Source organism: Bacillus sp. NSP9.1, from assembly GCF_000465465.2.
Lineage (GTDB): Bacteria > Bacillota > Bacilli > Bacillales > Bacillaceae > Bacillus > Bacillus sonorensis_A.
Genome location: NZ_CP048273.1, coordinates 3,024,487 through 3,048,573, shown reverse-complemented (window position 1 = coordinate 3,048,573; position 24,087 = coordinate 3,024,487). Strand labels below are relative to the sequence as shown.

At 43.2% G+C, this 24,087-nt stretch carries 32 protein-coding genes and 1 tRNA gene; 24 read left to right on the top strand and 9 right to left on the bottom strand.

Annotated features, from left to right (window positions below):
• Positions 1–56: 56 nt before the first annotated feature.
• The 6 genes from M654_RS15920 to M654_RS15895 all read left to right on the top strand — a co-directional run bounded on the left by M654_RS15920 (position 57) and on the right by M654_RS15895 (position 6,481).
• Entirely contained in the window at positions 57–1,511 is a 1,455-nt protein-coding gene (locus tag M654_RS15920) for a spore germination protein (RefSeq protein WP_026587866.1), read from the top strand.
• 98 nt (positions 1,512–1,609) lie between these two features.
• Positions 1,610–1,807 carry a YqgQ family protein gene (locus tag M654_RS15915; protein WP_026587865.1) on the top strand — a complete coding sequence of 66 codons (198 nt, stop codon included), beginning with the start codon at positions 1,610–1,612 and terminating at the stop codon, positions 1,805–1,807.
• A 26-nt stretch (positions 1,808–1,833) separates the two neighbouring features.
• Entirely contained in the window at positions 1,834–2,805 is a 972-nt protein-coding gene (locus tag M654_RS15910) for an ROK family glucokinase (RefSeq protein WP_026587864.1), read from the top strand.
• Positions 2,806–2,985: 180 nt separating this feature from the next.
• Positions 2,986–4,896, top strand: a complete 1,911-nt coding sequence (locus M654_RS15905) for an LTA synthase family protein (RefSeq protein ID WP_026587863.1) — start codon at positions 2,986–2,988, stop codon at positions 4,894–4,896.
• Between the two features lie 181 nt (positions 4,897–5,077).
• The gene (locus tag M654_RS15900) at positions 5,078–6,022 is read left to right on the top strand and encodes an iron-hydroxamate ABC transporter substrate-binding protein (protein WP_026587862.1); all 945 of its coding nucleotides are present in this window, start codon (positions 5,078–5,080) and stop codon (positions 6,020–6,022) included.
• A gap of 228 nt (positions 6,023–6,250) precedes the next feature.
• Positions 6,251–6,481, top strand: coding sequence for a hypothetical protein (locus M654_RS15895; RefSeq protein WP_051290388.1), 231 nt, complete (start codon positions 6,251–6,253; stop codon positions 6,479–6,481).
• Between the two features lie 282 nt (positions 6,482–6,763).
• Here the strand turns inward: M654_RS15895 and M654_RS15890 are convergent, their stop codons facing one another.
• Entirely contained in the window at positions 6,764–6,847 is an 84-nt protein-coding gene (locus M654_RS15890; protein WP_201278511.1) for a putative holin-like toxin, read from the bottom strand.
• A gap of 237 nt (positions 6,848–7,084) precedes the next feature.
• On the opposite strand from M654_RS15890, the gene M654_RS15885 reads away from it, so the two are divergent.
• The 4 genes from M654_RS15885 (at position 7,085) to M654_RS15870 (ending at position 10,388) form a co-directional block, all read left to right on the top strand.
• Positions 7,085–7,357 (top strand): hypothetical protein, encoded by a 273-nt coding sequence (locus M654_RS15885; RefSeq protein WP_152520976.1) that lies wholly within the window; start codon positions 7,085–7,087, stop codon positions 7,355–7,357.
• Between the two features lie 413 nt (positions 7,358–7,770).
• Positions 7,771–8,895: a M14 family metallopeptidase gene (locus M654_RS15880; RefSeq protein ID WP_026587860.1), complete on the top strand. Its 1,125-nt coding sequence runs from the start codon at positions 7,771–7,773 to the stop codon at positions 8,893–8,895.
• A 55-nt stretch (positions 8,896–8,950) separates the two neighbouring features.
• A complete protein-coding gene (locus M654_RS15875; RefSeq protein WP_026587859.1) occupies positions 8,951–10,060 on the top strand; it encodes a YqgU-like beta propeller domain-containing protein in 1,110 nt (369 codons plus the stop codon).
• Between the two features lie 16 nt (positions 10,061–10,076).
• Positions 10,077–10,388: an MTH1187 family thiamine-binding protein gene (locus M654_RS15870; RefSeq protein WP_026587858.1), complete on the top strand. Its 312-nt coding sequence runs from the start codon at positions 10,077–10,079 to the stop codon at positions 10,386–10,388.
• A gap of 75 nt (positions 10,389–10,463) precedes the next feature.
• Here the strand turns inward: M654_RS15870 and M654_RS15865 are convergent, their stop codons facing one another.
• Positions 10,464–10,637 (bottom strand): DUF2759 domain-containing protein, encoded by a 174-nt coding sequence (locus M654_RS15865; protein WP_003183486.1) that lies wholly within the window; start codon positions 10,635–10,637, stop codon positions 10,464–10,466.
• Positions 10,638–10,795: 158 nt separating this feature from the next.
• Here M654_RS15865 and M654_RS15860 point away from each other — a divergent pair, with 158 nt between their 5' ends.
• The gene (locus M654_RS15860) at positions 10,796–11,434 is read left to right on the top strand and encodes an MBL fold metallo-hydrolase (RefSeq protein WP_026587857.1); all 639 of its coding nucleotides are present in this window, start codon (positions 10,796–10,798) and stop codon (positions 11,432–11,434) included.
• A gap of 41 nt (positions 11,435–11,475) precedes the next feature.
• On the opposite strand, the gene M654_RS15855 is transcribed toward M654_RS15860, so the two are convergent.
• A complete protein-coding gene (locus tag M654_RS15855; protein ID WP_026587856.1) occupies positions 11,476–11,721 on the bottom strand; it encodes a DUF2626 domain-containing protein in 246 nt (81 codons plus the stop codon).
• A gap of 208 nt (positions 11,722–11,929) precedes the next feature.
• On the opposite strand from M654_RS15855, the gene M654_RS15850 reads away from it, so the two are divergent.
• Positions 11,930–12,307 carry a Spx/MgsR family RNA polymerase-binding regulatory protein gene (locus M654_RS15850; RefSeq protein WP_035428189.1) on the top strand — a complete coding sequence of 126 codons (378 nt, stop codon included), beginning with the start codon at positions 11,930–11,932 and terminating at the stop codon, positions 12,305–12,307.
• A gap of 60 nt (positions 12,308–12,367) precedes the next feature.
• Here the strand turns inward: M654_RS15850 and M654_RS15845 are convergent.
• Positions 12,368–12,439, bottom strand: a tRNA-Gln gene (locus M654_RS15845).
• 118 nt (positions 12,440–12,557) lie between these two features.
• Here M654_RS15845 and M654_RS15840 point away from each other — a divergent pair.
• The 9 genes from M654_RS15840 (at position 12,558) to M654_RS15800 (ending at position 17,785) form a co-directional block, all read left to right on the top strand.
• Positions 12,558–13,409, top strand: coding sequence for an STAS domain-containing protein (locus M654_RS15840; protein WP_026587855.1), 852 nt, complete (start codon positions 12,558–12,560; stop codon positions 13,407–13,409).
• A 169-nt stretch (positions 13,410–13,578) separates the two neighbouring features.
• Positions 13,579–14,646 carry a competence type IV pilus ATPase ComGA gene (comGA, locus tag M654_RS15835; protein WP_026587854.1) on the top strand — a complete coding sequence of 356 codons (1,068 nt, stop codon included), beginning with the start codon at positions 13,579–13,581 and terminating at the stop codon, positions 14,644–14,646.
• Complete coding sequence (gene comGB, locus M654_RS15830) at positions 14,633–15,670, top strand: competence type IV pilus assembly protein ComGB (protein ID WP_026587853.1); 1,038 nt, start codon at positions 14,633–14,635, stop codon at positions 15,668–15,670. The genes comGA and comGB overlap by 14 nt, the downstream gene beginning before the upstream one ends.
• Before the next feature lie 14 nt (positions 15,671–15,684).
• Positions 15,685–15,978, top strand: coding sequence for a competence type IV pilus major pilin ComGC (gene comGC, locus M654_RS15825; protein WP_026587852.1), 294 nt, complete (start codon positions 15,685–15,687; stop codon positions 15,976–15,978).
• Positions 15,978–16,421, top strand: a complete 444-nt coding sequence (comGD, locus tag M654_RS15820; protein WP_236251143.1) for a competence type IV pilus minor pilin ComGD — start codon at positions 15,978–15,980, stop codon at positions 16,419–16,421. The genes comGC and comGD overlap by 1 nt, the downstream gene beginning before the upstream one ends.
• Positions 16,405–16,752, top strand: a complete 348-nt coding sequence (gene comGE / locus M654_RS15815) for a competence type IV pilus minor pilin ComGE (protein WP_026587850.1) — start codon at positions 16,405–16,407, stop codon at positions 16,750–16,752. Before comGD ends, comGE begins: the two co-directional genes overlap by 17 nt.
• Entirely contained in the window at positions 16,661–17,149 is a 489-nt protein-coding gene (gene comGF, locus M654_RS24145; protein WP_077736493.1) for a competence type IV pilus minor pilin ComGF, read from the top strand. Before comGE ends, comGF begins: the two co-directional genes overlap by 92 nt.
• A 13-nt stretch (positions 17,150–17,162) precedes the next feature.
• Complete coding sequence (gene comGG / locus M654_RS15805) at positions 17,163–17,528, top strand: competence type IV pilus minor pilin ComGG (protein ID WP_026587848.1); 366 nt, start codon at positions 17,163–17,165, stop codon at positions 17,526–17,528.
• 71 nt (positions 17,529–17,599) lie between these two features.
• Positions 17,600–17,785: a YqzE family protein gene (locus M654_RS15800; protein ID WP_026587847.1), complete on the top strand. Its 186-nt coding sequence runs from the start codon at positions 17,600–17,602 to the stop codon at positions 17,783–17,785.
• A gap of 86 nt (positions 17,786–17,871) precedes the next feature.
• Here M654_RS15800 and M654_RS15795 read toward each other — a convergent pair whose 3' ends face one another.
• Complete coding sequence (locus M654_RS15795; RefSeq protein ID WP_026587846.1) at positions 17,872–18,189, bottom strand: YqzG/YhdC family protein; 318 nt, start codon at positions 18,187–18,189, stop codon at positions 17,872–17,874.
• Positions 18,190–18,458: 269 nt separating this feature from the next.
• Between M654_RS15795 and tapA the strand changes: the two genes are divergently transcribed.
• From tapA to tasA, 3 genes are all read left to right on the top strand, one after another.
• Positions 18,459–19,187 (top strand): amyloid fiber anchoring/assembly protein TapA, encoded by a 729-nt coding sequence (gene tapA, locus M654_RS15790; protein ID WP_026587845.1) that lies wholly within the window; start codon positions 18,459–18,461, stop codon positions 19,185–19,187.
• Positions 19,184–19,768: a signal peptidase I SipW gene (gene sipW, locus M654_RS15785; protein WP_026587844.1), complete on the top strand. Its 585-nt coding sequence runs from the start codon at positions 19,184–19,186 to the stop codon at positions 19,766–19,768. Before tapA ends, sipW begins: the two co-directional genes overlap by 4 nt.
• Positions 19,769–19,836: 68 nt before the next feature.
• Positions 19,837–20,631 carry a biofilm matrix protein TasA gene (gene tasA, locus M654_RS15780; RefSeq protein ID WP_026587843.1) on the top strand — a complete coding sequence of 265 codons (795 nt, stop codon included), beginning with the start codon at positions 19,837–19,839 and terminating at the stop codon, positions 20,629–20,631.
• Between the two features lie 109 nt (positions 20,632–20,740).
• Here tasA and sinR read toward each other — a convergent pair whose 3' ends face one another.
• The 4 genes from sinR to M654_RS15760 form a co-directional block, all read right to left on the bottom strand.
• Complete coding sequence (gene sinR / locus M654_RS15775) at positions 20,741–21,076, bottom strand: transcriptional regulator SinR (RefSeq protein WP_006637528.1); 336 nt, start codon at positions 21,074–21,076, stop codon at positions 20,741–20,743.
• 33 nt (positions 21,077–21,109) lie between these two features.
• Entirely contained in the window at positions 21,110–21,286 is a 177-nt protein-coding gene (sinI, locus tag M654_RS15770) for an anti-repressor SinI (RefSeq protein WP_026587842.1), read from the bottom strand.
• Between the two features lie 185 nt (positions 21,287–21,471).
• Positions 21,472–22,266: a YqhG family protein gene (locus tag M654_RS15765; RefSeq protein ID WP_026587841.1), complete on the bottom strand. Its 795-nt coding sequence runs from the start codon at positions 22,264–22,266 to the stop codon at positions 21,472–21,474.
• 3 nt (positions 22,267–22,269) lie between these two features.
• On the bottom strand, positions 22,270–23,949 hold the full coding sequence (locus M654_RS15760; RefSeq protein WP_026587840.1) for a DEAD/DEAH box helicase: 1,680 nt from the start codon (positions 23,947–23,949) through the stop codon (positions 22,270–22,272).
• Between the last annotated feature and the right edge of the window lie 138 nt (positions 23,950–24,087).

Here is a 24,087-nt window from a genome sequence, read left to right as displayed (position 1 = left end):
CGTTATGTTAAAAATGGTCTAACAGAGAACAGACTCATTTGACGGGAGCTTTTATCATGGAAAAAAAGCATGTTGTGCAAAAAGATTTAGCTGAAAACATTGAGTTTTTAAACGAAAAGCTTGGAGTCGATAAGAGCTTTGACATGATCAGGCTCGATGTGGTGTACGCGGGGAGAAAGATGGCGTTTTACCTTGTCGACGGGTTTGTAAAAGACGATATCATGCACTATCTCCAAAAAAATCTGTCAAAGCTCTCACCGGCTTGTTTGGAAGAGGATCCGCTCGAACATCTGATTAAGACGTATATTCCCTATGTGGAAATTGCAACTGAGGACGATCTGGACAAAGTAGCAGACCAGGTCTTGTCAGGTCCGACCGCGCTGCTTGTCGACGGCATTGATCACGCGATTATCATAGATGCCAGAACATATCCGGCCAGAAGCCCTGAAGAACCCGATAATGAGCGGGTTGTCAGGGGATCGAGAGACGGTTTTGTCGAAACGATTGTGTTTAACACAGCGTTGACAAGAAGAAGAATCCGCGATCGTTCCTTGAGGATGGAGTATATGCAAATCGGACGAAGAAGCAAAACAGACGTCGTCGTCTGCTATCTTGAAGACATCGCTGATTTGGAGAATGTCAAAAAACTAAAGCAGTCATTGGAAGCGATCGACACGGACGCTTTAACGATGGCTGAAAAGACGCTGGAGGAATACATCGGCGGCCGGCACTGGAACCCTTACCCGACGGTCCGCTATACTGAAAGACCGGATACTGCTGCCGTTCATTTATATGAAGGCCATATCCTCGTCTTTGTCGACGGTTCACCGAGCGCACTGATTACTCCGGCTACTTTCTGGCACCATTTGCAGCATGCCGAAGAGTATCGGAACAAGCCTCTTGCCGGTGCCTATATGCGGTTTGTCCGTTTTATATCAGTATTAGCTTCGATCTTTTTGCTTCCGCTCTGGTTTTTGCTGTCCGTTCATCCTGAACTGCTGCCTGATGCCCTTCAATATATCGGGCCTGAAAAAAAGGGGGCCATCCCTTTGCTCGCGCAGTTTCTGATCATCGAAATAGGGGTCGACATGATGAGAATGGCTGCAATACATACGCCGTCATCGCTTGCAACAGCACTCGGACTTGTCGCGGCGTTAATGATCGGAGAAGTCGCGGTGCAAGTCGGACTGTTTTCGCATGAGGTTGTCCTTTATCTGGCCGTCGCTGCCATCGGCACATTTGCCACGCCAAGCTATGAAATGAGTGTTGCGAACCGGCTGGTCAGGATCGTGCTGCTCCTCACAGCCGGCGCATTCGGACCGATTGGATTTGTCATCGCCATCTTCTGCTGGATTGTTTATTTGGTCAGAATGAAGTCCTTCCATGTCCCATACTTATGGCCGTTCATTCCCTTTGACTACAGAGCGTTTCGCGATATCGCGATTCGCACGCCGATGCCTCTCAAAAATAGACGGCCCGTATTTTTAAATCCTCAGGATCCCGACCGTTAAAAGCCTGCTTTCATTTCCGAAAGCAGGCTTTTTTTGCTTGACGCAGGCAGGCATTATTTATAACCTATTGTTAGACCTCAGGAAGCTTGGTGAATAAAATGAAAACCGTATATGATGTACAGCAGCTTCTGAAACGATTCGGATGCTTCGTATATTTCGGAGATCGAAAGCTCGAGATTGAGTTCATGATGGAAGAACTGAAAGAAATCTTCCTTTCAAATCTGATCGAAAAAGAACAATGGATTCAAGCCATGTCGATTTTGCAGAATGAACTGACGAATATAAAGAAAAAATAAAACAGTTGGACTAGGGGGATTTATAAATGAATGACAGCTGGCTGGTCGGGATCGATCTTGGAGGAACGACTGTAAAACTCGCTTTTGTAAGCGCTTATGGAGAGATCCAGCATAAGTGGGAAATTCCAACCGATAAATCGGGTGACACCGTTACATTAAGCATTGCAAAAGCGATCGACAGCAAACTGGAGGAAATCGGAAAGCCGAAGCAGATATTGAAGTGGATCGGTATGGGAGCGCCCGGCCCGGTCGATATAGAGACAGGCATTGTTTATAAAACAACCAATATGGGCTGGGAAAACTATCCTTTAAAAGACCATTTGGAGGCTGAGACAGGTTTGCCTGCGGCCATTGAAAACGACGCGAACATCGCGGCTCTCGGCGAAATGTGGAAAGGGGCCGGAGACGGCGCGAAGGATTTGATTCTCGTCACGCTGGGAACGGGAGTCGGCGGCGGCATTATTGTCAATGGAGAAATTGTCCACGGAAAAAACGGAGCCGGGGGAGAAATCGGCCACATCTCATCGGTTCCTGAAGGCGGAGCGCCATGCAACTGCGGAAAAACCGGCTGTATCGAAACGATCGCGTCTGCAACAGGCATCGTCAGAATCGTCAACGAGAAAATCGCAGCCGGCTGTGATTCGGTTTTAAAGGACATTCCTGATGTAACGGCTCGTCATATTTTTGAAGCCGCTGAACAAAACGATCCGGCCGCCTTGGAGGTCATCGATTATGTGACGAACCATTTGGGCCTTGTTCTCGGCAACTTGGCGAGCTCATTGAACCCAGCAAAAATCGTGATTGGCGGCGGCGTTTCAAAAGCAGGTGAAATCCTGCGTTCAAAAGTGGAAAAGTCGTTTCAGCGATACGCCTTCCCAAGAGCGGGCAAGGCCGCTGAGATTGTCATCGCCTCCCTTGGAAATGACGCGGGAGTCATCGGCGGCGCATGGATTGCGAAAAACGCATGGCTTAAAAATCAAGCAAAGCCTGTGATATAAACCTTTTCCGCGGTTAATGGAAGCAGATATTGAACACTTTGAAACAAATATTAAAAAAGTTTGATTTTTTTGTCCAATCAGGTTAAGATATCGTTTAGTCATTTTGTTAATTTTCTAAAAACAGGATGTGGAAATAGTATTTCCCGGAATTATGCGTCTTGCTGTAGAGGGAGGTTTGGCATGAGAAAGCCATTTTTTTCGAAAGTATCATTTTTGCTGCTTGCGACATTGCTGATGTGGCTGAAAACATATGTCGTTTATAAAACCAGCTTTAACATTAAAATTGAAAACTTCATGCAAGAGTTTATTTTGTTCATCAACCCGTTAAGCTTTTTGCTTGTTGTTTTCGGAATCGGCTTGTTTTTTAAAGAAAAAAACAGAAACCGCTTCATTATCGGAACGAGTATCGTTTTGACACTTATTCTTTTGGCCAACATGGTTTTCTATCGTTTTTACAACGATTTCTTAACGATTCCTGTCTTATTCCAGACGAATAATATGGGGGATTTGGGAAGCAGCATCACATCTTTGTTTATGCCTGCCGACCTGCTTCTTGTCGTAGACATCGCGATTTTGATTTGGCTTCACAAACGCCATGCCGCCAAATCCGGCAACGCGTTGACGAGAAAGGAGCGAGCGGCATATTTTTTGTTTGCCGCAGCCGTTTTCTTTTTCAATTTGGGAATGTCAGAGGCTGAAAGGCCGCAGCTCTTGACGAGATCGTTCGACAGAGAGGTGCTTGTCAAAAACATCAGCCTTTACAACTACCATATCTATGACGGCCTCATCCAGTCGAAGCAGTCCGCCCAGCGCGCTCTGGCAGACAGCAACAGCCTCACAGAGGTTGAAAACTTTGTCAATGCGAACAGGACGGAAACAAACAAAGATTTAGCCGGTATCGCCAAAGGGCGAAATGTGATTCTCGTATCTTTAGAATCGACCCAAAGCTTCGTCATCAATCAGAAGCTGAACGGCAAGGAAATTACGCCATATTTGAACGACTTGATTAAAAAAAGCTACAGTTTTGAAAACTTTTATCATCAGACAGGCCAGGGAAAAACCTCAGATTCAGAATTCATCGTCGATAATTCCCTTTATCCGCTGGGAAGGGGAGCGGTCTTCTTTACGAATGCCGGAAATGAATATACGGCAGCTCCGGAAATTTTGAAAAATCACGGCTACTATTCCGCGATATTTCATGCGAACAACAAAAGTTTCTGGAATCGGGATATCATGTATAAGTCTTTAGAATACGACAAATTTTATGATATCAATTCATATGAAGTCAATGAGGGAAACTCTGTCGGCTGGGGGCTGAAAGACAAAGAATTTTTTGAGCAGACGTCAGAGCTGATGAAAGATCTGCCACAGCCTTTTTACACGAGACTGATCACGCTGACGAATCATTTTCCGTTTGAACTTGATGAAGAAGATAAGATGATTGACGAATATGATTCAAAGAGCCGCACATTAAACAGATATTTTCCTACAGTCCGCTATCAGGATGAGGCGCTCAAGCGTTTTATTGAAAAGCTGAAAGAGGACGGCCTTTATGAGAACTCCATCATCGTGTTATACGGAGACCATTACGGCATTTCCGAAAACCACAATGAAGCGATGGGGCAGTTCCTCGGAAGGGAAGTAACGCCTTTTGAGGAAGTCCAGCTTCAAAGAGTTCCGCTGGTGATTCACATTCCAGGCATAACCGACAAAGAGCCGAAAACAATTGATACCGTCGGCGGGCAAATTGACATCAGGCCGACTCTGCTGAATTTGCTTGGAATTGACTCAAGCGATCAAATCCAGTTCGGAAATGACTTGTTTTCCAAAGATAAAGAGGAGTTCACGGTGCTTCGCGACGGAAGCTTTATTACGAAAGACAAAGTTTACACAGACGGTGTATGCTATGATAAATCAACGGGACAGCCTGTGAAGAATCAAGAGAGCTGTGAGCCCTACATCGAAAAAGCCAAACAGGAGCTTTCACTCTCAGATCAGATCATATACGGCGATTTGTTGAGATTTTACGACAGTGAACGATTGAAAAAACAGCCGGCTGCCGGTCAACAAAAGGGCAGCCAAAAAGAATAAAAAAGCTTCCGTTCTTTAACGGCGGCAGCTTTTACAGGCCGGTTTTCGACAGATCCGGCCTGTTTTTTCCGTTCTGTGAAGTTCGCTCACTTTACAAAAAACAGTGTGTCAAGCATACTTTCCATGGTATAATTGATAATGATTTTCTTTATCATATAAACATTGAAAGAAGGTATGACAGATGACGTTTAAGTGCAAGAAAATCGGAGCTGCATTGTTTGCCTTACTCATGATTGCGGCTTTGGCGGCATGCGGAAATCAATCAGAGAATAAAGGATCTTCTTCTGATGCAAAGCAGGAAGAGACCATTACATACAAGGCTGAAAACGGAACGGTTAAAATCCCTAAGCATCCGAAAAGAGTAGTTGTCATGGCTGACGACTATTACGGATATTTCAAGACGCTTGGGATCAACGTGGTCGGGGCGCCTGACAGGGTATTTGAAAACCCGTACTTCAAAGGGAAAACCGATGGCGTGACAAACATAGGAGACGGTGTTTCCGCTGAAAAAATCATTAAATTAAAGCCGGACCTGATTGTGGTTTGGACGACGCAGGATGCAGATATTGAAAAGCTGGAAAAAATCGCCCCGACGGTTGCCTTGAAATACGGCAAGGACAGCCTCGAACAGCTGAAGGATTTCGCTAAAATGACCGATACGGAAGATAAAGCGGAAAAATGGCTGGCTGAGTGGGACAAGAAGGTTTCCGCGGCAAAAGCAAAAGTTCAAAAAGCCATCGGCAACAAAACGGTTTCCATTATGCAAACGAATGGCAAAGAGATCTATGTGTACGGCGATAAATTCGGAAGAGGCGGAAGGATCGTCTATCATGACCTCGGATTGAATGCAACAAAGCTGACGAAAGAAAAAACAATCAAAGAAGGTCCGGGATATACGAGCATTTCCCTTGAAAAGCTGCCTGATTTCGCCGGAGACTATATTTTTATCGGGCCATGGCAGTCAGGCGGTGAAGACGGCGGTGTATTTGACACTTCCATCTGGAAAAATCTCGACGCCGTCAAGCATGATCATGTGTATCAAATCGATCCGGTGGCTTTCTATTTTTCTGATCCGATCTCATTGGAAGGCCAGCTGAAGTTTATCACTGAAAGTTTAACAAAGTAGAATAAAAAGCTGTCTTAAAGTTTCCGGAGGAGAGGCCGGAAGCTTTTTTCTTTCGTTGAGGAAGCGTTTACAAAGACGCTTTTTTATTTGGAAACGGGGAGAGTACGTATGTTCATTATTAAGTGAGACTTAATGTGCACCTATATCATTAGATATTTAACGGTGAATAGCCTCTCTCCTATCGTAGAAAGGCTACCACAATGGAAATAATGACTGAGGCAAGAGCTTTTGAATCAACTTCTGAGAGCAGAGCGAAACGTCAAAAAATCGGTTTATCTCTATCTCAAAGACAATGAACAATTTGACTGTGAATTAATCAAAGATGAAACCGGGAGCAAAGATGAATCAAAGGATGACGGATCAAAAGAAGACGATGAAAAGAATGCATCGACCTCTTTAAAAGCATACACAGAATCCGAATTGAAAGCCGTGACGAAGGCAGGAAAATCACGTTTATAACCATAAATTGGTTGTGGATATAAGCCTGCTCTTTTACGTTGAAGAGGCACTTTAAATGTTCATACATGTAAACAAAATCGTTTACAACGTAATGAAATTTGATTACTATTAAATAAAGAATGTAATGCATTACATGGTTTATTCTTATTCATCTTTGCATAAACTAAAAAAGACCCGACTGCGCCAACAGTCGAGTCAGAAGTACAAAGCGGCCCTCAAGGGGCTGGCTCAAAGCGTCTTTTGAATAGACTTTCCCTGGAACTTTGCGGGCTCAAGGGAAGTCTATTTCTTGTTTATATACGACAACAAGGCAAGAATAAACGTGCCAAAAGCGATCATTAAATAAATCGCATGAAAAGTTGCCATTAGCATCACCCCCTTTCATAGGGGATGAGCCAACTTCCCTTGAGTGAGCCAAAACTTTGTACAATGAATATTTTACCATAACACTTTCAAACACTGAGAGTGTTTTTTCATTATCCAATGAGCAAATATTGATGAGAAGTCCTGCAATTCATATGAAATGCATTACAATTTTTGTCTTAAATATTGCTAATCGTTAGAAACCTAAGAAGACATCAATAGTTAGGCAACTTCCAAGACTTGAGTATGGTGATATTTGAATTCTCAACACTTTTATGTGCTAAACAATCGGACAAGCCATTCAAAACTGAAGGAGCCCTAGGTTGTATAGGTGCTGTTGGTGACGTACTGGCCAGCTTAGTTAAAGCGGTTAAAGATCAAAAAAGCCATAAAAGCCATAAAAGCTTTTGGAGGAGTCAAAACTCACTAAAACATATTCGTACGACAATTATTATAAGAAAACATATCGAAGCAAAAAAACTGCTTGGAATAAAAACAGTTTCTAATGAGTAAAGCCCTTTCTGCTGAAAGAAGGACTTACTTCATTTCTACACCTGCAACATCCTCAAATTTAATGAGGTTAGTGTCTCCTTTGAATCCGCGGCATGAAAAACCTTCTTGATCTGATGTATGTAATGAATTTTTAAATGATTTCCCCGGTTTCTGCCCCATTCAAAAAGGGCAGCGGTTTAAATACGGCAAATGGCCAGGGGTACATTGACTCACATATAACTCTTCCCATAACGAGTATCGACCTTTTTCGTCTATCGCAGAGCATGTTGATATGTTCCGGCAGCAAAAACGGCAACTGATAAGTAACAAAAAAACAACACGAACAGCAAAATAAAGCAGGGATCGAAAGGGAATGAAAATCTGCGAAAACCATTTGAATCATCGGTCATATGCTATTGTGGGAGGGATCATTGATGGCATTTATCAAAATCAAACCGGAGTTAAAACAAAACTTGTCAAGGCTGTCTGACATCCTGAACATACCCGAACAACTTTTAATCAGCGCAAACCTTGGCGCTTCTGTAGAAGAATTTTATTTTCCGGGAGCATCTTTAGAAGCAGGAAATAACACCCCAACAGCAGAAACATATGAACAGATGAAATTATTGGTAAAGGAACGGGGAAACTTCGATGAACAATGGCTGACAGAAACGGCCGTGTATGATTCAACAGCGCTGACAAACGAAATCGAAAAGCTGACGTCTTGCTTCCCGTTTATCACAACCCGCGTGATTGGCCGCTCCGTGCTGGGGCAGCCGATTTATGAACTGCGCCTCGGATCCCGGGATGCAGAAAAAACGACTCATATCAATGCTTCATTCCATGCCAACGAATGGATTACCACCTCTGTGCTGATGAAATGGCTTAAAGAATATTGCCTTTATTTATGTACCGGCCGCCAACTGTTTGATTACTCACCACCGGCGCTTTTTTGCCAGACTAAGCTTTCAATCGTGCCGCTCGTGAATCCCGACGGAGTTGATCTGGTGTTGAACGGTCCCGAGTCTCTGGGAATAGAGTCAGGCGCACTTGATGACATAAATGAGCATCAGCCCGATTTTAAGGAATGGAAAGCCAATATCAACGGGGTCGATTTAAATAATCAGTTTCCGTCTTTTTGGGAAATCGAGAAACAGCGCAAGCCTCCTAAAGGACCGTCGTACAGAGACTATCCCGGTGATGCGCCGCTGACCGAGCCGGAGGCGGTCGCCATGAGGGATTTAATCGCCAGCCGGCCGCCTGATCGTCTTGTGGCGCTTCATACGCAGGGTGAAGAAATTTATTGGGGATATAAAGGCTTTGAGCCTTCTGAATCTTTCAGTGTCATCCAAACGTTTGAGCGTCTCAGCGGATATCAAGGAGTCAGATATATTGACAGCTATGCGGGTTTCAGGGATTGGTTCATTCATTTTTATCAAAAAGAAGGGTATACAGTTGAACTCGGCAAAGGGAAAAATCCTTTACCGTTGAAACAATTTGACGATATATATTGTAAAAGCAGAGGAATCTTGTGGGCATCCTGTTTTTTTGAGAGCTGAAACCTTTTTGATGCAAAACCGTAATGTAAGACAGAGAATCATTGATGGAGGGAGAATGGCCGGTTTGAGAGTTTCATTATGTATCATTGCCGCTGTGATGACGGGTTTGTCAGCTGCCTGTACGCCCTTTCACATAGGCGGCTCGGAAAACGTTCATCAGGAACATTCTGAAAAAAAGCGGAAAAACGATGAAGTAGTCGAGGAAAAAAAAGTTGCAGCACTCAAGGACCGGCATTTTGATGAAGCTGCGGGTTGGCTCGATCATGAAACCATTTTATATACGCGAACACATCCGGTTGCAGGCAGTGAAATCAGATCATATGATATATTTAAAGGGACGGGTGAAACGATCTACAAAACAGATAAAAGACTGATATCACTGGAGTTGAACAGGGAAAAAGGCATGATGCTCATTCAAACCGCCGGCGACGGGTCTGAAATCAAATTAACGCTGATGAATGTGCAGGGAGATGAGCTTTTTTCAAGAGGCTTTCGCACACATGAACTGCAGGTGGACTGGAATGAGCACGATCCTTACCTTTTATATGTGACAGCTTTTACGAAAGATTGGAATTATGAATCATATTTGCTCAATGCAAAAGAAGCCAAAATAAAAAGAGACATCGTCCAGGCCGCTTTTATTCACTGGACGTCTCCCGACTCTTTCGAATTCTTGAAATGGAATAACCAGGACCGGCAAAAACCGGCTCCTGTTTATTCCTATGATATGGCGGACGGACGGGAAAAGAAAATCGCTGATCAAGCTGTGCTGCTCGACGTCTTCAACAACGTGCGGCTGGTTGTTAAGACATCCGCAGACAGCAAAAACGGGACCTACATATTTTCAGATGTTTCCTCTTCGGAAAAGCTGCGCTCGTTCACGCTTCCGCTGTTCTCCGAATATTCAAGTCTTTCGCCAGCGGAATATGGCTATGATGATCAACATCAATTGTTTTACACATATCAGCCGAGTGAATCAGGATCTCTGTTTGATCTGATATCCGTCAATCTCAAGTCCGGAAAACGGAAGGTCATTGTTAAGGATATCGATATGCTTCCGATTGAATTGTCTCCTGACGGGAAATATGCATTATACGGGTATACACGGGATCAGATCATTTCACTCCGCACCAGTCAATACGAGCCCCTTGTGATCAAGGAATAGAAAGGAGTATTAAACAGTGGCAATAGCAGATGTAACCATTATACCGATCGGAACGGAAACGCCGAGCGTAAGCGAGTATGTGGCAGAGATTCAGACGATTTTAGAGGGATTTCAAAAAGAAGGAAAAATCAAATATCAGCTGACACCGATGAATACGTTAATCGAAGGGGAACTAAGCGCTTTGTTCGAGGTGATTCAAACCATTCATGAAGCGCCGTTTCAAAAAGGCATACACAGAGTGGCGACAAACATCAGGATTGATGACCGGCGCGATAAGAAAACGACAATGGAAGGGAAGCTGTCAAGCGTACAAAATCGCTTAAAATGATCAAAGACGGCAGAGAAAAAGCCTTGCTCCGCGTTTTCCGGTGCAAGGCTGTCCTATTGTCCAAAAGGAAACAGCTTAGTGTACCGTCGGATATCCGCTGTTTATAATCGTCATGACCGTAAACCAGCCGAAGACTAAAAAAGCAGCTCCGCCGAACAAAATGCCGAGCACATTGATTTGTTTAAGCGAACGAAGAACACCCAGAGCTGATAATATCGTGACAAGACCGAATATGATCACGAGCAACATCAATATAAACCCCCTTCGTTTGGATCCCCTGCAGTTTATTTCCAATAATTCAATTTTAACCGTTTTCATTTGTTTTGTCGAGGGCAACCTGATTCATTGAAAGTTTTTCACAAAACCTTCATAATGGAACAAAGAATGATCAATCCGAGGTGAAAGAAATGAAGTGGAGAAGAATGCCTTTAGGCCCTATTCAAACAAACGCATATATCTTAGCAAAAGAAGACGGCGCATGCCTGATCTTTGATCCCGGAAGCGAAGCCGGAAAACTAAACGAATACATAAAAGAAAAAGGGCTTAAACCGCTTGCCGTCTTACTGACGCATGCCCATTTCGACCATATCGGCGCGGTGGACAAGGTAAGAAAAGAATGGGACATTCCTGTATATGTACATCAAAATGAAGCAGAGTGGCTGCAAGATCCATCATTAAACGGATCAGCTCTGTTAACCGGACAGACGATTACAGCTGAAAAAGCCGACCATCTGATCGAAGAAGAGCAGGTGCTTGAAATCGGTCCGTTTCAGCTGCGTGTTTTCTTCACCCCGGGACATTCCCCTGGAAGTGTTTCCTATTATGTGGAAGAAGAACAACTCATCATCTCGGGAGATGTTTTGTTCCGAGGAGGCATCGGCCGTACAGATCTGCCGGGAGGGAACCATGAAGTTTTAATTAAAAGCATTCATCAAAAGCTTCTTACCCTTCCTGAAGAGACGCTGGTGTTAAGCGGCCACGGCCCTGAAACAGATATAGCGACAGAACAGGAACAAAATCCGTTCATTAACGGGTTTACGATTTAACATAAAAAAGAGACGCATCCGGAGGATCGTCTCTTTTTTTCTTAATGGCCCCCCTGACCGGGAACCATGATAAAAACAGAATAGTATGTAAAAGCGGCAAAAAAGATCGTCAAGTATGCCCCGAAAATATAAATATACATTCGTTCGGTCAAGTTAAGGTACGATAAGAAGACGAAGAAAACCGTTTGACCGAAAAACAGCAGTGACGCATCTTTCATATCTCCTAAATAAAACATGACCGCAAAGATACCTGTCCAGAAACCTAATACGCGGAACATGCGATTCATTGATATCCCTCCCAAAAAGCCCCTTTGCATCTATTATAAATCAATTGAACTTTAAATGTAAACATTTTCATTTTGAGAAAAACAATTCATTTTTTACAATTTTGTGATGAAATGACGGATAAAAAATTCACTTTGCCGTGTTTAAGGCAAAAAGATCAAGGGTACTACACATAACAAAGGCAAACATAACAGGAGGAGGGGACATCATATGGGAGACTTGATCTTTTATTCATACCCGAGCTGCACATCATGCAGAAAAACAAAACATTGGCTGAAAGCCAATCAGATTGATTTTAAGGAGCGTCATTTATTCAAAGAGACGCCCAATCAAGAAGAACTGAAAGAGATTCTGGCTCTGACGACCGAAGGCATTGATGAAATACTGGCAACAAGAAGCCAGGCGTTTAAAGAGCTCAACCTGAATATTGAAGAATTAACAGTCAGCGAAGTATTGGAGCTGTTAATTCAAAAACCGAAACTGTTGAGACGTCCAATTATCGTCAATGGAGAAAAGCTTGTTGTCGGATATAATCCCAGCGAACTTTTGAAATTAAAGAAAAACACGCTGCATCGATCAGTATCCTGAAAAAAACGAAGATCTGCTGAAAAGCCCATTCAGCAATCTTCGTTTTTTCGCATGGAACAACTGGGCTAGCTGGATTCGAACCAGCGCGTCACGGAGTCAAAGTCCGTTGCCTTACCGCTTGGCTATAGCCCAACGTACTGTAGGAATAGTGTTGGACAATATCTGTTGTTTTATACATATGGATGAAAAACTCTCAGATCCAGGTGAAACATTCTGAATTTGTGAGCAATTTTAGTGAGGAGGATTGAAAATGGATAGCACGAATTCCGCTCTTTATCATTATTTGATGAAACAAGCGGATCAAATCGCTGATGAATGGATGGCTCAAATTCCTTCGGAAAAAGACAACACCGCGGCAGAATTTCAATATTTTGTACACGCGGTCTCGAATGTGCTAACAGAGGAAAAGACGGAGAAATATTGGGAAAAAGCCGGCATTTGTCTGAAACAAATGGCCAGGGACAGAGCCGCAAGGCAAATGCCTGTTATGGAAAGCGTAAAGGGATTTAAAATCTTCCGCTGTATTTTAATGGATAAGATCCAAGCGTTTTCAAATGATCATGACTGTTCAAAAAAACATCTATTTGCTTGGAACAGACGGCTTCACTCGCTGATGGATGAAATCATTGAACATTTTCTTTCTGAATATGATCAGGCGACAGCAAGCTGTTTGAAAGCGCAAAAAGAGATGATTCATGAATTGAGCGCTCCGGTTATTCCGATCTCAGCGCAAATCGGCATTTTACCGCTCATTGGAGAAATCGATACACATCGGGCAAAAGTGATTATTGAATCGGCACTCAGCCAATGTACAGCACTTCACCTGTCCCATCTGTTTATCGACATTTCAGGTGTGCCGGTCGTCGATACAATGGTTGCTTATCAATTGTTCAAGGTCGTTGACAGTACAAAACTTTTGGGGATTGAAACGATTATTTCGGGAATTCGCCCGGAAATCGCCCAGACGGTCGTGAAGCTCGGCATCGACTTTTCTCATATTAAAACAGAGCAAAGTTTGGCTAAAGCTCTTGGAAAAAAAGGCTTTTGCATCAGGGAAGAACACGGCTTGCAGGAAAATAAAGCCGGCAGCGACCTAATGTAGACGCGTGATGAATTTTATAAAATGAGCTTTGAAAGCTATCTAAAATAGAGAATTGCGCCTTCCAAAACTTATTTTTTTCTGCCGGTTTCAGCTGATTTTCATTTTTTTGTGGTTTGATGCTGCTGGTGTTTTTCGTTTAAACTGCGGTTAGAAAGGAGGCGCAAGGTTTTTGCAGACGACTGAATCATTTAGCGGGAAATTAATCGAAGAGGCATTCATGATGAAAGCTTCGGATATCCATATTGTTCCGGGAGAAAAAGACGCGCTGATACGCTTCAGAATTGATGGTGAGCTGTTTAGAAAGCATCGATTAACGAAAAATGAATGCTCGAGGCTTATTTCTCATTTTAAATTTTTGTCTTCCATGGATATCGGTGAACGCAGGCAGCCGCAAAGCGGGTCCTTGACCTTGCACATGAAGGGGGAGCCCGTTCATTTAAGAATGTCCACATTGCCAACCATAAATGAAGAAAGCCTGGTGATCCGCGTTTTGCCGCAGACAAGCAGACAGCCGCTCAAAAAGCTTTCTTTGTTTCCAAGCGCAACATTCAAGCTCCTGTCTTTCCTGAAACATGCTCACGGTTTAATGATCTTTACCGGTCCGACCGGATCAGGCAAGTCGACAACACTTTATTCACTGATCGAATATGCCAAACGCCACTTTAACCGCAACATCATTACATTGGAGGATCCGGTTGAATCGAGAAGCGAAAATATTTTGCAAGTACAGGTGAATGAAAAAGCGGGAATGTCGTATTCGGCCGGTTTAAAGGCGGTTCTCCGCCATGATCCGGACATGATCATACTGGGGGAAATCCGTGATGCCGAAACAGCCGAAACCGCAGTCAGAGCTGCGCTGACAGGACATCTCGTCCTCACGAGCATGCATGCGAAAAATGCAAAGGGAGCGATTTACAGGCTTCTTGAGTTTGGTATTGACATAACAGAAATTGAACAGACGCTCATCGCAGTAAGCGCTCAGCGCCTGGTAGGGCTTGTCTGCCCGTTTTGCGGCGACAGATGCTCTTTGTTTTGCCGATTGTCCAGGCCTGTGAGAAGAGCAAGCATTTTTGAGCTGCTTTATGGGAAAAGGCTTCACCAATGTGTAAAAGAAGCAAAAGGTGAATATGCCGTTGTCCGCGATGAAACTTTAGGCATGCTGATTCGAAAAGGAATTGCGCTCGGCTATCTGCCGGCGGAAGCCTATGAGCGCTGGGTTGATCATGAGTCGGAATAAAGGCAAATGGCCTGTGCGGGAACAGGCGGAGCTTCTTGAAAAGCTCGGCGAGATGATAGTAAACGGCTATACGCTGCTGGACGCTTTAAGCATGCTGGCGCTGCAATTGAACAAACATCAAAGAGCGGACATCTCGTTTGGAATACGGAAGCTTACTGAAGGACACCCTGTTTTTCAAGTTTTGAATATGATGTCATTTCATCAAGACGCCGTCAGCATTGTCTATTTTGCCGAGCAGCATGGGAATTTGCCCTTCGCTTTCTGCCAAAGCGGAGAGCTGCTTCACCGTAAAATCGGCCAGGCCGAAAAAATCAAGAAAGCCGCAAAGTATCCTTTATTCTTAATTTTGACGGTCTGTCTCATCTCTTATATTTTAAAATCGGCCATTCTGCCGCAATTCTCAGCGATCTACGATTCGATGAATATCGAGAGAACTTTTTTGACTTCCTTCATATTTTTGTTTTTTGACAGTTTCACATGGCTGTTCATCCTCATGCTGCTGTTGGTCGCAGTTTTAGCTGTGTACTATGTTTGCCGCTTCCGGCATAAGCCTCCTGAAGCCCGAATGCTTCTTTTCATCAAAATTCCTCTGCTTGGCAGAATCCTCAAATTATTTAACAGCTATTTTTTTTCACTTCAGCTGAGCAACCTTTTAAAATCCGGTTTGTCTATATACGAAAGTCTAAAAGCATTTGAGAGCCAGCCTTTTTTGCCGTTTTATCAGCACGAGGCCAAGTGTTTGATCAAGAGGCTGAAACAAGGGGAAGCGATCGATGAAATGATAGCCGGACGCCCCTATTATGAAAAAGATTTGTCCAAAGCGATTGTTCACGGCCAGTTAAACGGTCATCTTCACAGAGAACTATATTCGTACAGCCAATTTCTGCTCGATCGTCTCGAAAAGAAAGCGGCAAAGTGGGCAGGCATGATCCAGCCAATGATTTACGGACTGACCGCGCTGATGATACTCATTCTTTATCTGTCTATGCTTTTGCCAATGTATCAAATGATGAATCAGCTATAAAGGAGGGCGACAGTTTGAATGAAAAGGGATTTACTTTGATCGAAATGCTCGTCGTCATGCTCGTTGTATCCATTCTGCTTTTGATCACAATCCCCAATGTCACAAAACATAATCAAAGCATCCAAAAGAAGGGCTGTGAAGGGCTGAAAAATATGATTCAAGCGCAAATCACAGCTTACCAGATGGACCATGACGGCAAGACGCCAAGCTTGAGCGAGCTTGAATCAGAAGGATATGTTAAAAAGAATGTAAGATGTCCAAACGGGAAGGCGATTGTGATTTCCAACGGCAAGGTGCAGTCTGATTAATGGAGATGGATGAAAAAGGGTTTACTCTTTTAGAAAGCTTAACGGTTTTGATGATCAGTTCACTGATGATGGTCATTTTATTTGCCGGACTGCCTCCCATTTATGAAAAAAAAGCCGTTCAGAACTTCGTTTCCCAGCTTGAGGAGGATTTGCTTTATGCGCAGCAGACAGCGCTCGCACAAAATACGAAGGTAAAGGTGCAGTTTGATTTTGACCATTTCAAATACGTTATTCTGCCTGCTGATAAACGTTCTGACCCTTATCTGACAAGAACCTATGATCGTAAAATCTCCATCAAAAAATCGACGCTGAAACGGCAGCTAACCTACAGTCCAAACGGAGCCCCGAATCAAGGAGGGAAAATGGTGATTGAAACAGGTGATGCTTATTTTGAATTGACGATTTATTTAGGAAGCGGCAAAATCAATGTTCAAACGAAATAAAGGTTTTACAACGCTTGAGGCCGTCTCCGCTTTCAGTATTTGGACGATGATCACCGTCTCGTTTATCCCAATGTTTCATCAGATTGCATTACATCGGGACATGATAGAAAAAGAAGAGGAGGCGTATCGCATACTCGATGAAAAGATCAGCCGCTACATGCTGACAGGCCGGTTTCAGCCGCGGGAAACCGAGGTGTATCAGGGGACCCGTTTTAATATTGATTGGAAGGAGAAAGGGGATGACTATAAAGTCTGTATTTTCATCGAACCTGGAAAAAAGGAAAAACACTGCTTCACCATTTTACAGACAAAAGGGCTTTACCCTTCTTAATGTTTTATTCTCATTTACGGTTTACCTGTTTATAGCCGGAACAATGGCATCCATTTTTCAGCTGTTTTTATCTCCCGCAAGACAAGGAGATCTCAATTTGCAAGAGTGGACCATTACAGCCGAGCAGCTTGTAAAAGAGTGCAGGGCTGCCGTTGATGTCAAAGTGAAAAGCGGTCGTCAAGCATTGGAGATGATCAACTCACTGGGACGGACGGTCCGCTACGAACAATATCAAACAATCATCCGCAAAAGGGTCGATTCAAAAGGCCACGTGCCGATTTTACAAAATGTCAAACAGATCACATTTCAGGTTCAAGATCATCAATTGAACCTTGAAGTGACAAGTCTGAGCGGCAAGGCATATCATACAGCATGTCCGATCTATCATTCAGCTTAGAGGGTGGTCAAGTGTGAACAATTCAAATGGGTTCATTTATCCCGCATCTGTTTTTATGGCTGTGATCTGCATGCTTTGCGCTGTCCATTCGGCTGTTTCATTGATCACCAGGTCTGACTTTGCAGAACAGACAAAAGAATTTTATACTCAGCAAAACCTTCTCCAAAACGGCATACTGCACGCTGTTCGGAACATTCGCGAAGAGACGGATGGAGAGGTTGAAACGGCTTATGGACTTGCGACATATACTGTTACCCAAGCTGATCAACAGATGAAGCGTGTGAAGATCACGGCCAGGACAGCGGAGGGAGCGGTGAAACATGCCGAATTTCTGTTTCGTTTCAAGGAAAATAACATCCTTCAATGGAAGGAGTATTAGACCTTTCAAGCATGTATAAATAAAAGGCCGGGTGACAACACTTCTTCATATAGGAATGATGAGGTGATTTGATGAAAACGAACGATTATGTAAAATATATGACAGAACAGCTTGTGAAGTATATGGACACGCCAAAGGACGAAAGAAAACAGATGAAAGAGAGGCGCAGGGAGAGCAAACCTTCGTCAAGAATTTACCGCTGGTTTGGCATATTGCCGGTCGGCTGTGCCATGTTGTTTAAACGCCGCGATAAATAAAATGGTCAGTCGGCAAAATCCTTTCCACCTGAGAAAACCGCTTCCCTTTCGTTTAACATGAAAGCCGCTTTGCATCGCAAAGCGGCTTATTTATATTCTTCCACGACGACCACTTTATTAATTTTATGTGTTGTGGGTTCATATGAAATGGTGACAAAAACACCAAAGTTTTTGTTTCCTTCGCTAAGAGTCACATGGTATTGTTTGACCGCTTCGTCTGTGCGCTTTCGATCCCATACTTTTTTCGTGAGGCGCACTTCTGCTGACGGATACCTTTTTTTTGCTTCCTGAACCGCTTTTTCTTCCCATTTTGACATGTGGGCTGTGTCTTGAGCTGCCGCTTGTTGAAGCGGCCCGAAACCTGCCAGCAATAAAAACAAGCATAAGATGGAGTTTTTCAGCATGGGGTTATCATCCTTTCTTCACTATTTTTTCCTTGTCAACACGGTTTATACAAAAATTAAGAAGAAATTGTGTACATTATAAAGAACTTCAAAGTTTTCAAAAAGATGAGAATTTAAGAGGTTTTTTGAGGAATTAAACGATAATGTTCTGTAAAACGAACTCAATCGACTATTTTGACAGTTTTCAACCTTACCCCTGTTCTTTATACTCTAACTATAAGGTTCTTTAAAACGAACGGGATATACTTTGACTCGCTAGGAGGGTGGTCATGATCCGATTTTCTCGCACTAGGAGATGCCGAAAAAGAGACAAGAAAATAGTTATCGGTTTTCAAATGATTTTGATCATTTACCTTTTAATTGGATTGGGGAGTCAGCTGAATCAATATACGAACGCATCGTTTCATGATGTCGAATATTACAGCATGCCCTTGAAAGCGTCTGCAAAGTTTGATCAAGCAGATGATGTCCTTTGGGATGGAAGCGATTTGAAGCTTCAGAAACAGACCGAGACGAACAAGACAGTGTGTGCGCCTAGCGCCTTATATGCCGAATATAAAAACAGCGGTGACAAGATAACCAGCTCGGAATGGAAATGGGAGCTTCACAAACTGGAGAATCCGGCGAAGACACCGAAGGACGGAACTGTCATTGATAAAGGTGTGGTTTCAAAAGAAGGAAAAGGCGGCGTGTACAGGATCGAGTCAAAGCGGGCAGTAAAGGAAGGAACATACGCGTTTAAACTGATCAAGCCTGAAGGCCACCCTGATCAAAAACAGGGAAAAGCTTTCATCTGGTCTAAAGCAATGGTTCTTCAAGATTGCAAGGAAGAAACACCTAAGCCACCTAAAAAAGCAACATCAACAGAAAAAGACAAGACAGACGTACAGAAAAAATCTAAACAAGACACACATAAAGAAACAACAGACGGCAGTCAATCGGTCAATGAAGAAAAAAATAACGAAGACCATTCATTAGAAAGCGGGGAATCGTCATGAAAAGAGTAATGAAATGGGTCAGCAACATTTTGTATGTGATTATTTTCACGCTGATCATCGCGGCGGTGATCGTTGTGATTTCAACGAAATCGTCCGGCGGAGAGCCGCAGCTGTTCGGCTATCAATTGAAAACGGTTTTATCCGGATCGATGGAGCCGGAGTTTATGACAGGCTCTGTGATCGCCGTTGAAAAGGTGAAAAATCCCGCCTCATTGAAAAAGGGAGACATCATTTCATTCATGCAAGACAAAGACACAATGGTTACCCACCGAATTATCGGTATAACAAAAAATAAATCAAATCTTATCTTTCAAACAAAGGGTGACAACAACCAAAACCCTGATTCCGATCCTGTTTTGGCGGAAAATGTAGTAGCAAAATATTCGGGTTTTACGGTACCGTATGCCGGCTATGTGCTGGATTTTGCTAGCAAACCAATCGGCACGGCCATCTTGTTAATCGTGCCTGGACTCTTATTGATTCTTTACGCAGTCATTACAGTATCAGCGGCTTTAAGAGAAATAGATCAAAAAGCAAAAGCGATCGAAGCTGCCGGAAAAGATCAATCAGTTTCCATGTAATCTTCGTTGGCAACCTGATATTCAGGTTCCATATATAGAGTTTTTATTATAAAAGGAGGAGTTTATCAATGGGTACAAAGAAAAAAATCGGATTAGGCGTTGCTTCCGCTGCGCTGGGACTGGCATTAGTAGGAGGAGGAACTTGGGCTGCGTTCAACGATATCGAAACAACTCAAGCCACTTATGCGGCAGGTACACTTGACCTAAACGCTAAAGATACATCTGCAAGAGTGAACTTGTCTAACCTGAAACCAGGCGACAAATTCACCAAAGATTTCGAATTCAAAAATGATGGCTCACTTGCTATTAAAGAAGTACTGATGCAGCTTGGCTACAGCAATTTCATTGACGGAAACGCGAAAAACGGCGGGAAAAACTCTGCTGAAGACTTCCTGAAACAATTTAAAGTCAGCGTTCTGACTGTCGGAGTTGAAGGCGGAAACGGCTATCCTAAAAACATCATTTTAGATGAAGCGAACCTGTACGATCTGTACAATATGTCTGCGAAGAAAGATAAAGCGGCAATGGAAAAAGTCAAAAAAGCAATTGCGCCGGGCTTCCTGCATGACAACGGCAAAATCAATGTCGCGACAATCGACGGCAAAACTGCACCTGAATATGACGGCATTCCTAAAGATCCGTATGACTTTGACAAAGTGCAGCTTGTTATTGAGTTTGTCAATGACAAAACAACGGATAAGGATGGCAGAATGGTGCAGAACAAATATCAAGGAGATTCTGTGCAGCTTGACTTCTCATTCGAAGGCACTCAATGGAACGGCCTGACAATCGACGGCAAAAAACATGCTGACGAAAACGGATATGTAAAAGAAAACGAAAGAGCTCACAGTGAAGATAAGTAATATGGAGCAATGCGAAAAAACGGATCTGAATGATCCGTTTTTTTATGTTTATTAAAGAATTGGCTCAGTATTCGCGTAAAAAGACCAAAAGGGAGTAAGAGATGTGCACTTACTCCTTTTCTTGTCTTTTCTTCCACTTTTGATAATCTAAAAATTCTCGAAATTGTTTTTTAGAAACCCCTGAAGCCATAGCGTCACGTACTAGATTCTCCCATTCACTATCTAATTGACCATCGTATTCGGTTTCATCTTTTTCATCAAGCAGGGTATGAACCGAGACGTCCAGAACAGCGGAGACTTTTTCTAGAAATTGAATGGAGGGGTTTGTTTGTAAGTTTCTTTCTATAGAACTTAAATAAGACTTCGCTACCCCAGCCTTTTCAGCTAGTTCAGATAGTGAGTAGCCTTTTTCTTTTCGATATTGTTTAATACGCTGGCCAATCAATGTCATCACCTTCCTTTCGATATTATAGCACATTCAGAAAGGATTTATTGAATGACTTCTTTCAATTGATGTGGAAGCTTCGGAAGACTTCTTTCCTAAACGAAGAAAAAACCGTATTTCTTCTGGACTAATGCCTGCTTTCAGGGCATTTTTGATCAGCTCTGCCCATTCCTCATCCCATTCTTCTTTCTCATTTTTATCTTTATTCATATATTTCCCCCCTAAAATACTTGATTATGTATTTCAGTCAACTGTGATGTCATAAACAAAGATAAATCTCAAGGCTCACCACTTTTCCATCCTTGTCCAAAAAATGAAACAATAGTTTGTCTCCATAATTTCATTATAATTCCCCGCTTTTGAATAAAAACAAGAACGATGTCGAATCGGAAAATTTATCCTGAAATTTTTTTCTGCAAATAAAATAACCCGCCGCTTTCCACCTTTATTTCAATTTTCGGCTCGTAAAGCGATTGGAGCGCCTTTTTTTCAATTTCATACTCTTCCGGTTTTTCCTCTGTTTCTTCATAAAATTGATTCAGCAGTGCAAGGTCACTCTCCCATCTTTTATGGGAAGCCTCCGCCCAGTCGAGCGGCTCATTTCTGGCCGCCTGTTCGATATACCGCTCAATCCGTTTGATGCCGCTCTCCGGTTTGATCAATGGCGACATCGTAAAGCAGTAATCGGATATTTGCGAAGAAAGAGCTCTCTCCTCCATTTGCTCTTGAAACTCTTCTATGAGCTGACCGCTGATCAAGTGAAGGCCGAGAGACAAAAGCTTGTCTTTTTTCTTATCAGACTGATAAGAGATCGTCACATTCATCCCCAGCCAGGGCTCAAGTGGAACTTGCGTTCCTTGAGAATGGATTTTTTCATAAAGGCGGATGAATCTTCCGTTTTTCTTGACCGCTTGAAAAATTTGAAAAAGTCTTGGCGAGCCAAAATGAATGAAATCGCCTTCGATACCGTCCGGCGCCAGATCTTCATTTGTAATCAGCGTGATTTTCATCGGGTTTGGCTCGCCGCCCGTCTTTTCAAGCCAATGCCAGTAAAACGGCCTGTTCATGATTTGTTTATCGACTTCGGGCGTCAGCTGTACGGTTAAATGGCCGTCGCTTTTGTCGGTGATATCACATCCGTTTGCCGTGAAAAAGCGTTCCAAAAAGCGGTGTATTTCTTCCTGACGCATCTGTCAGCCTCCAATCTGTTTATGGCTTCCTGCCGCGTCATTTCCATAGGAAATGAATGACGCCAGGTTTTCCATCTTGATCTTCATTTCATCGTCAGTAGCCGAATAAAAAAGGATGTCGTGCAGATGCTCTTCAAAATTGCCGACCTCTATTTTTGTTAAAATATCATCCAAGTCCCCGACTACTTTTTCGAACAGGTGAATTTTTTCATAGAGCAGTTTTAAGATATGTTCTTCGACCGTATGCTTTGTTGCCATATTATAAATGTAGACGTCCCGTTCCTGGCCGAGGCGGTGAATCCGTCCGATTCTTTGCTCAAGGCGCATCGGATTCCACGGCAGGTCATAATTGATAATTTTGTTGCAAAATTGCAGGTTGATCCCTTCACCGCCCGCTTCAGTTGCGATCAATACTTGCACTCTGCCGCGGAAGAGCTCTTTCATCCAGTCTTTTTTCCCTCTTTTAAAACCGCCTCTGAACGGTACAGAGGTGATGCCGTTTTGCTGGAGGAACCATTGCAGATAGATTTGCGTTGCTCTGTACTCTGTGAAAATAATGACTTTGTCATCGAGCTCCTGGATGAGCTCGACGACTTTCATGGCTTTGGAGTTCTGCGCCACTTCATTTACTTTGTCGATCAGATGATGAATCGCAGGCTCTCCGATAACAGGCGCTTCTCTGTCTTTTTTGTCAAGCATGTTTTTCAGCGTCATGTAGACCGCTTCTCTGCTTGAACAGCATTCCCGCTCCAAGGTCATGATGGAAAACATGCTTGATGAATGCAGATGGTCTTTTTTCAGCTTTCGAATCTCGTCATATAAAGCCTGCTCAGTCGGTGAAAACGAGATAGGTACGGTTTCGACATGGCGTTTTGTCCACGTGATGCCCGTATCCTGCCGTCTGTTCCTGATCATCACTTTGTTGATCAGCGATTTTAAGCGCTCATGCGTTTCTTTTGAATTGATCTGCTTTGAATAGTCTTTGTTGAAATTGCTCTCATTGCCTAAATGGCCGGGTTTTAACAGGGAGACGAGGTTGAATATTTCGTCAATCTTGTTTTGGATCGGTGTCGCCGTCAGCATCAGGCAATATTTTTTCTTGAGATTGCGGACGAACTCGTAGTTTTTGGTTTTATTGTTTTTCAGTTTGTGAGCTTCATCGATGATAACGACATCATATTGAATCGACAAAACGGTTTCTCTGTGCGGTGACCGTTTGGCCGTATCAAGAGAGGAGACGACAACATCGCACTGCTCCCATACATAGCTTTTTTTCTGTTCTACGGCCGGGATCAGAAATTTTTCGCGCAGCTCTTTCACCCATTGAGACACTAAGGAAGCGGGGACAAGGATCAAAATTTTTTTTGCCAGCCCCCGAATCATGTATTCTTTTAATATCAGCCCGGCTTCAACCGTCTTGCCGAGGCCCACTTCATCGGCTAAAATGGCTTTTCCGTTCATCTCCTCCACCACTTTCTGGGCGACTTCAAGCTGATGGGGAAGCGGGGTGAAATCAGGCAGATGAAACGGAGCCTGCAGTCCTTCAAAGGTTGGAATCGCCAGCCTTTTTTGCACCTCGCAGGAAAGCTGGTAAAGCTCCCAATTCGCCCAAGGTCCGTCTTCCTGAAGATGTTTTTTGAACTGTTCGGGCCATTCATTGTCAAAATGAATGTCTGGTTTCATCGTAACGCCGCCTTTCCTCGATACTAAATCAGATAAATGTTCTCTTTTTTTAGAAAATCTTTTCTGTTTAAAGATGATTTCATACAGAAATCAATAAAAAACGAACATTGAAAACAAAAAATAATAAAATGTTAATGG

What these genes read in the sequence shown, in the direction of transcription:
- M654_RS15920 (WP_026587866.1), top strand. Translation starts at nt 57, where the DNA reads ATGGAAAAAAAGCATGTTGTGCAAAAAGATTTAGCTGAAAACATTGAG.
- M654_RS15915 (WP_026587865.1), top strand. Translation starts at nt 1,610, where the DNA reads ATGAAAACCGTATATGATGTACAGCAGCTTCTGAAACGATTCGGATGC.
- M654_RS15910 (WP_026587864.1), top strand. Translation starts at nt 1,834, where the DNA reads ATGAATGACAGCTGGCTGGTCGGGATCGATCTTGGAGGAACGACTGTA.
- M654_RS15905 (WP_026587863.1), top strand. Translation starts at nt 2,986, where the DNA reads ATGAGAAAGCCATTTTTTTCGAAAGTATCATTTTTGCTGCTTGCGACA.
- M654_RS15900 (WP_026587862.1), top strand. Translation starts at nt 5,078, where the DNA reads ATGACGTTTAAGTGCAAGAAAATCGGAGCTGCATTGTTTGCCTTACTC.
- M654_RS15890 (WP_201278511.1), bottom strand. Translation starts at nt 6,847, where the DNA reads ATGGCAACTTTTCATGCGATTTATTTAATGATCGCTTTTGGCACGTTT.
- M654_RS15880 (WP_026587860.1), top strand. Translation starts at nt 7,771, where the DNA reads ATGGCATTTATCAAAATCAAACCGGAGTTAAAACAAAACTTGTCAAGG.
- M654_RS15875 (WP_026587859.1), top strand. Translation starts at nt 8,951, where the DNA reads ATGGCCGGTTTGAGAGTTTCATTATGTATCATTGCCGCTGTGATGACG.
- M654_RS15865 (WP_003183486.1), bottom strand. Translation starts at nt 10,637, where the DNA reads ATGTTGCTCGTGATCATATTCGGTCTTGTCACGATATTATCAGCTCTG.
- M654_RS15860 (WP_026587857.1), top strand. Translation starts at nt 10,796, where the DNA reads ATGAAGTGGAGAAGAATGCCTTTAGGCCCTATTCAAACAAACGCATAT.
- M654_RS15855 (WP_026587856.1), bottom strand. Translation starts at nt 11,721, where the DNA reads ATGAATCGCATGTTCCGCGTATTAGGTTTCTGGACAGGTATCTTTGCG.
- M654_RS15850 (WP_035428189.1), top strand. Translation starts at nt 11,930, where the DNA reads ATGGGAGACTTGATCTTTTATTCATACCCGAGCTGCACATCATGCAGA.
- M654_RS15840 (WP_026587855.1), top strand. Translation starts at nt 12,558, where the DNA reads ATGGATAGCACGAATTCCGCTCTTTATCATTATTTGATGAAACAAGCG.
- comGB (WP_026587853.1), top strand. Translation starts at nt 14,633, where the DNA reads ATGAGTCGGAATAAAGGCAAATGGCCTGTGCGGGAACAGGCGGAGCTT.
- comGD (WP_236251143.1), top strand. Translation starts at nt 15,978, where the DNA reads ATGGAGATGGATGAAAAAGGGTTTACTCTTTTAGAAAGCTTAACGGTT.
- comGE (WP_026587850.1), top strand. Translation starts at nt 16,405, where the DNA reads ATGTTCAAACGAAATAAAGGTTTTACAACGCTTGAGGCCGTCTCCGCT.
- comGF (WP_077736493.1), top strand. Translation starts at nt 16,661, where the DNA reads ATGACTATAAAGTCTGTATTTTCATCGAACCTGGAAAAAAGGAAAAAC.
- M654_RS15800 (WP_026587847.1), top strand. Translation starts at nt 17,600, where the DNA reads ATGAAAACGAACGATTATGTAAAATATATGACAGAACAGCTTGTGAAG.
- M654_RS15795 (WP_026587846.1), bottom strand. Translation starts at nt 18,189, where the DNA reads ATGCTGAAAAACTCCATCTTATGCTTGTTTTTATTGCTGGCAGGTTTC.
- tapA (WP_026587845.1), top strand. Translation starts at nt 18,459, where the DNA reads ATGATCCGATTTTCTCGCACTAGGAGATGCCGAAAAAGAGACAAGAAA.
- sipW (WP_026587844.1), top strand. Translation starts at nt 19,184, where the DNA reads ATGAAAAGAGTAATGAAATGGGTCAGCAACATTTTGTATGTGATTATT.
- tasA (WP_026587843.1), top strand. Translation starts at nt 19,837, where the DNA reads ATGGGTACAAAGAAAAAAATCGGATTAGGCGTTGCTTCCGCTGCGCTG.
- sinI (WP_026587842.1), bottom strand. Translation starts at nt 21,286, where the DNA reads ATGAATAAAGATAAAAATGAGAAAGAAGAATGGGATGAGGAATGGGCA.
- M654_RS15765 (WP_026587841.1), bottom strand. Translation starts at nt 22,266, where the DNA reads ATGCGTCAGGAAGAAATACACCGCTTTTTGGAACGCTTTTTCACGGCA.
- M654_RS15760 (WP_026587840.1), bottom strand. Translation starts at nt 23,949, where the DNA reads ATGAAACCAGACATTCATTTTGACAATGAATGGCCCGAACAGTTCAAA.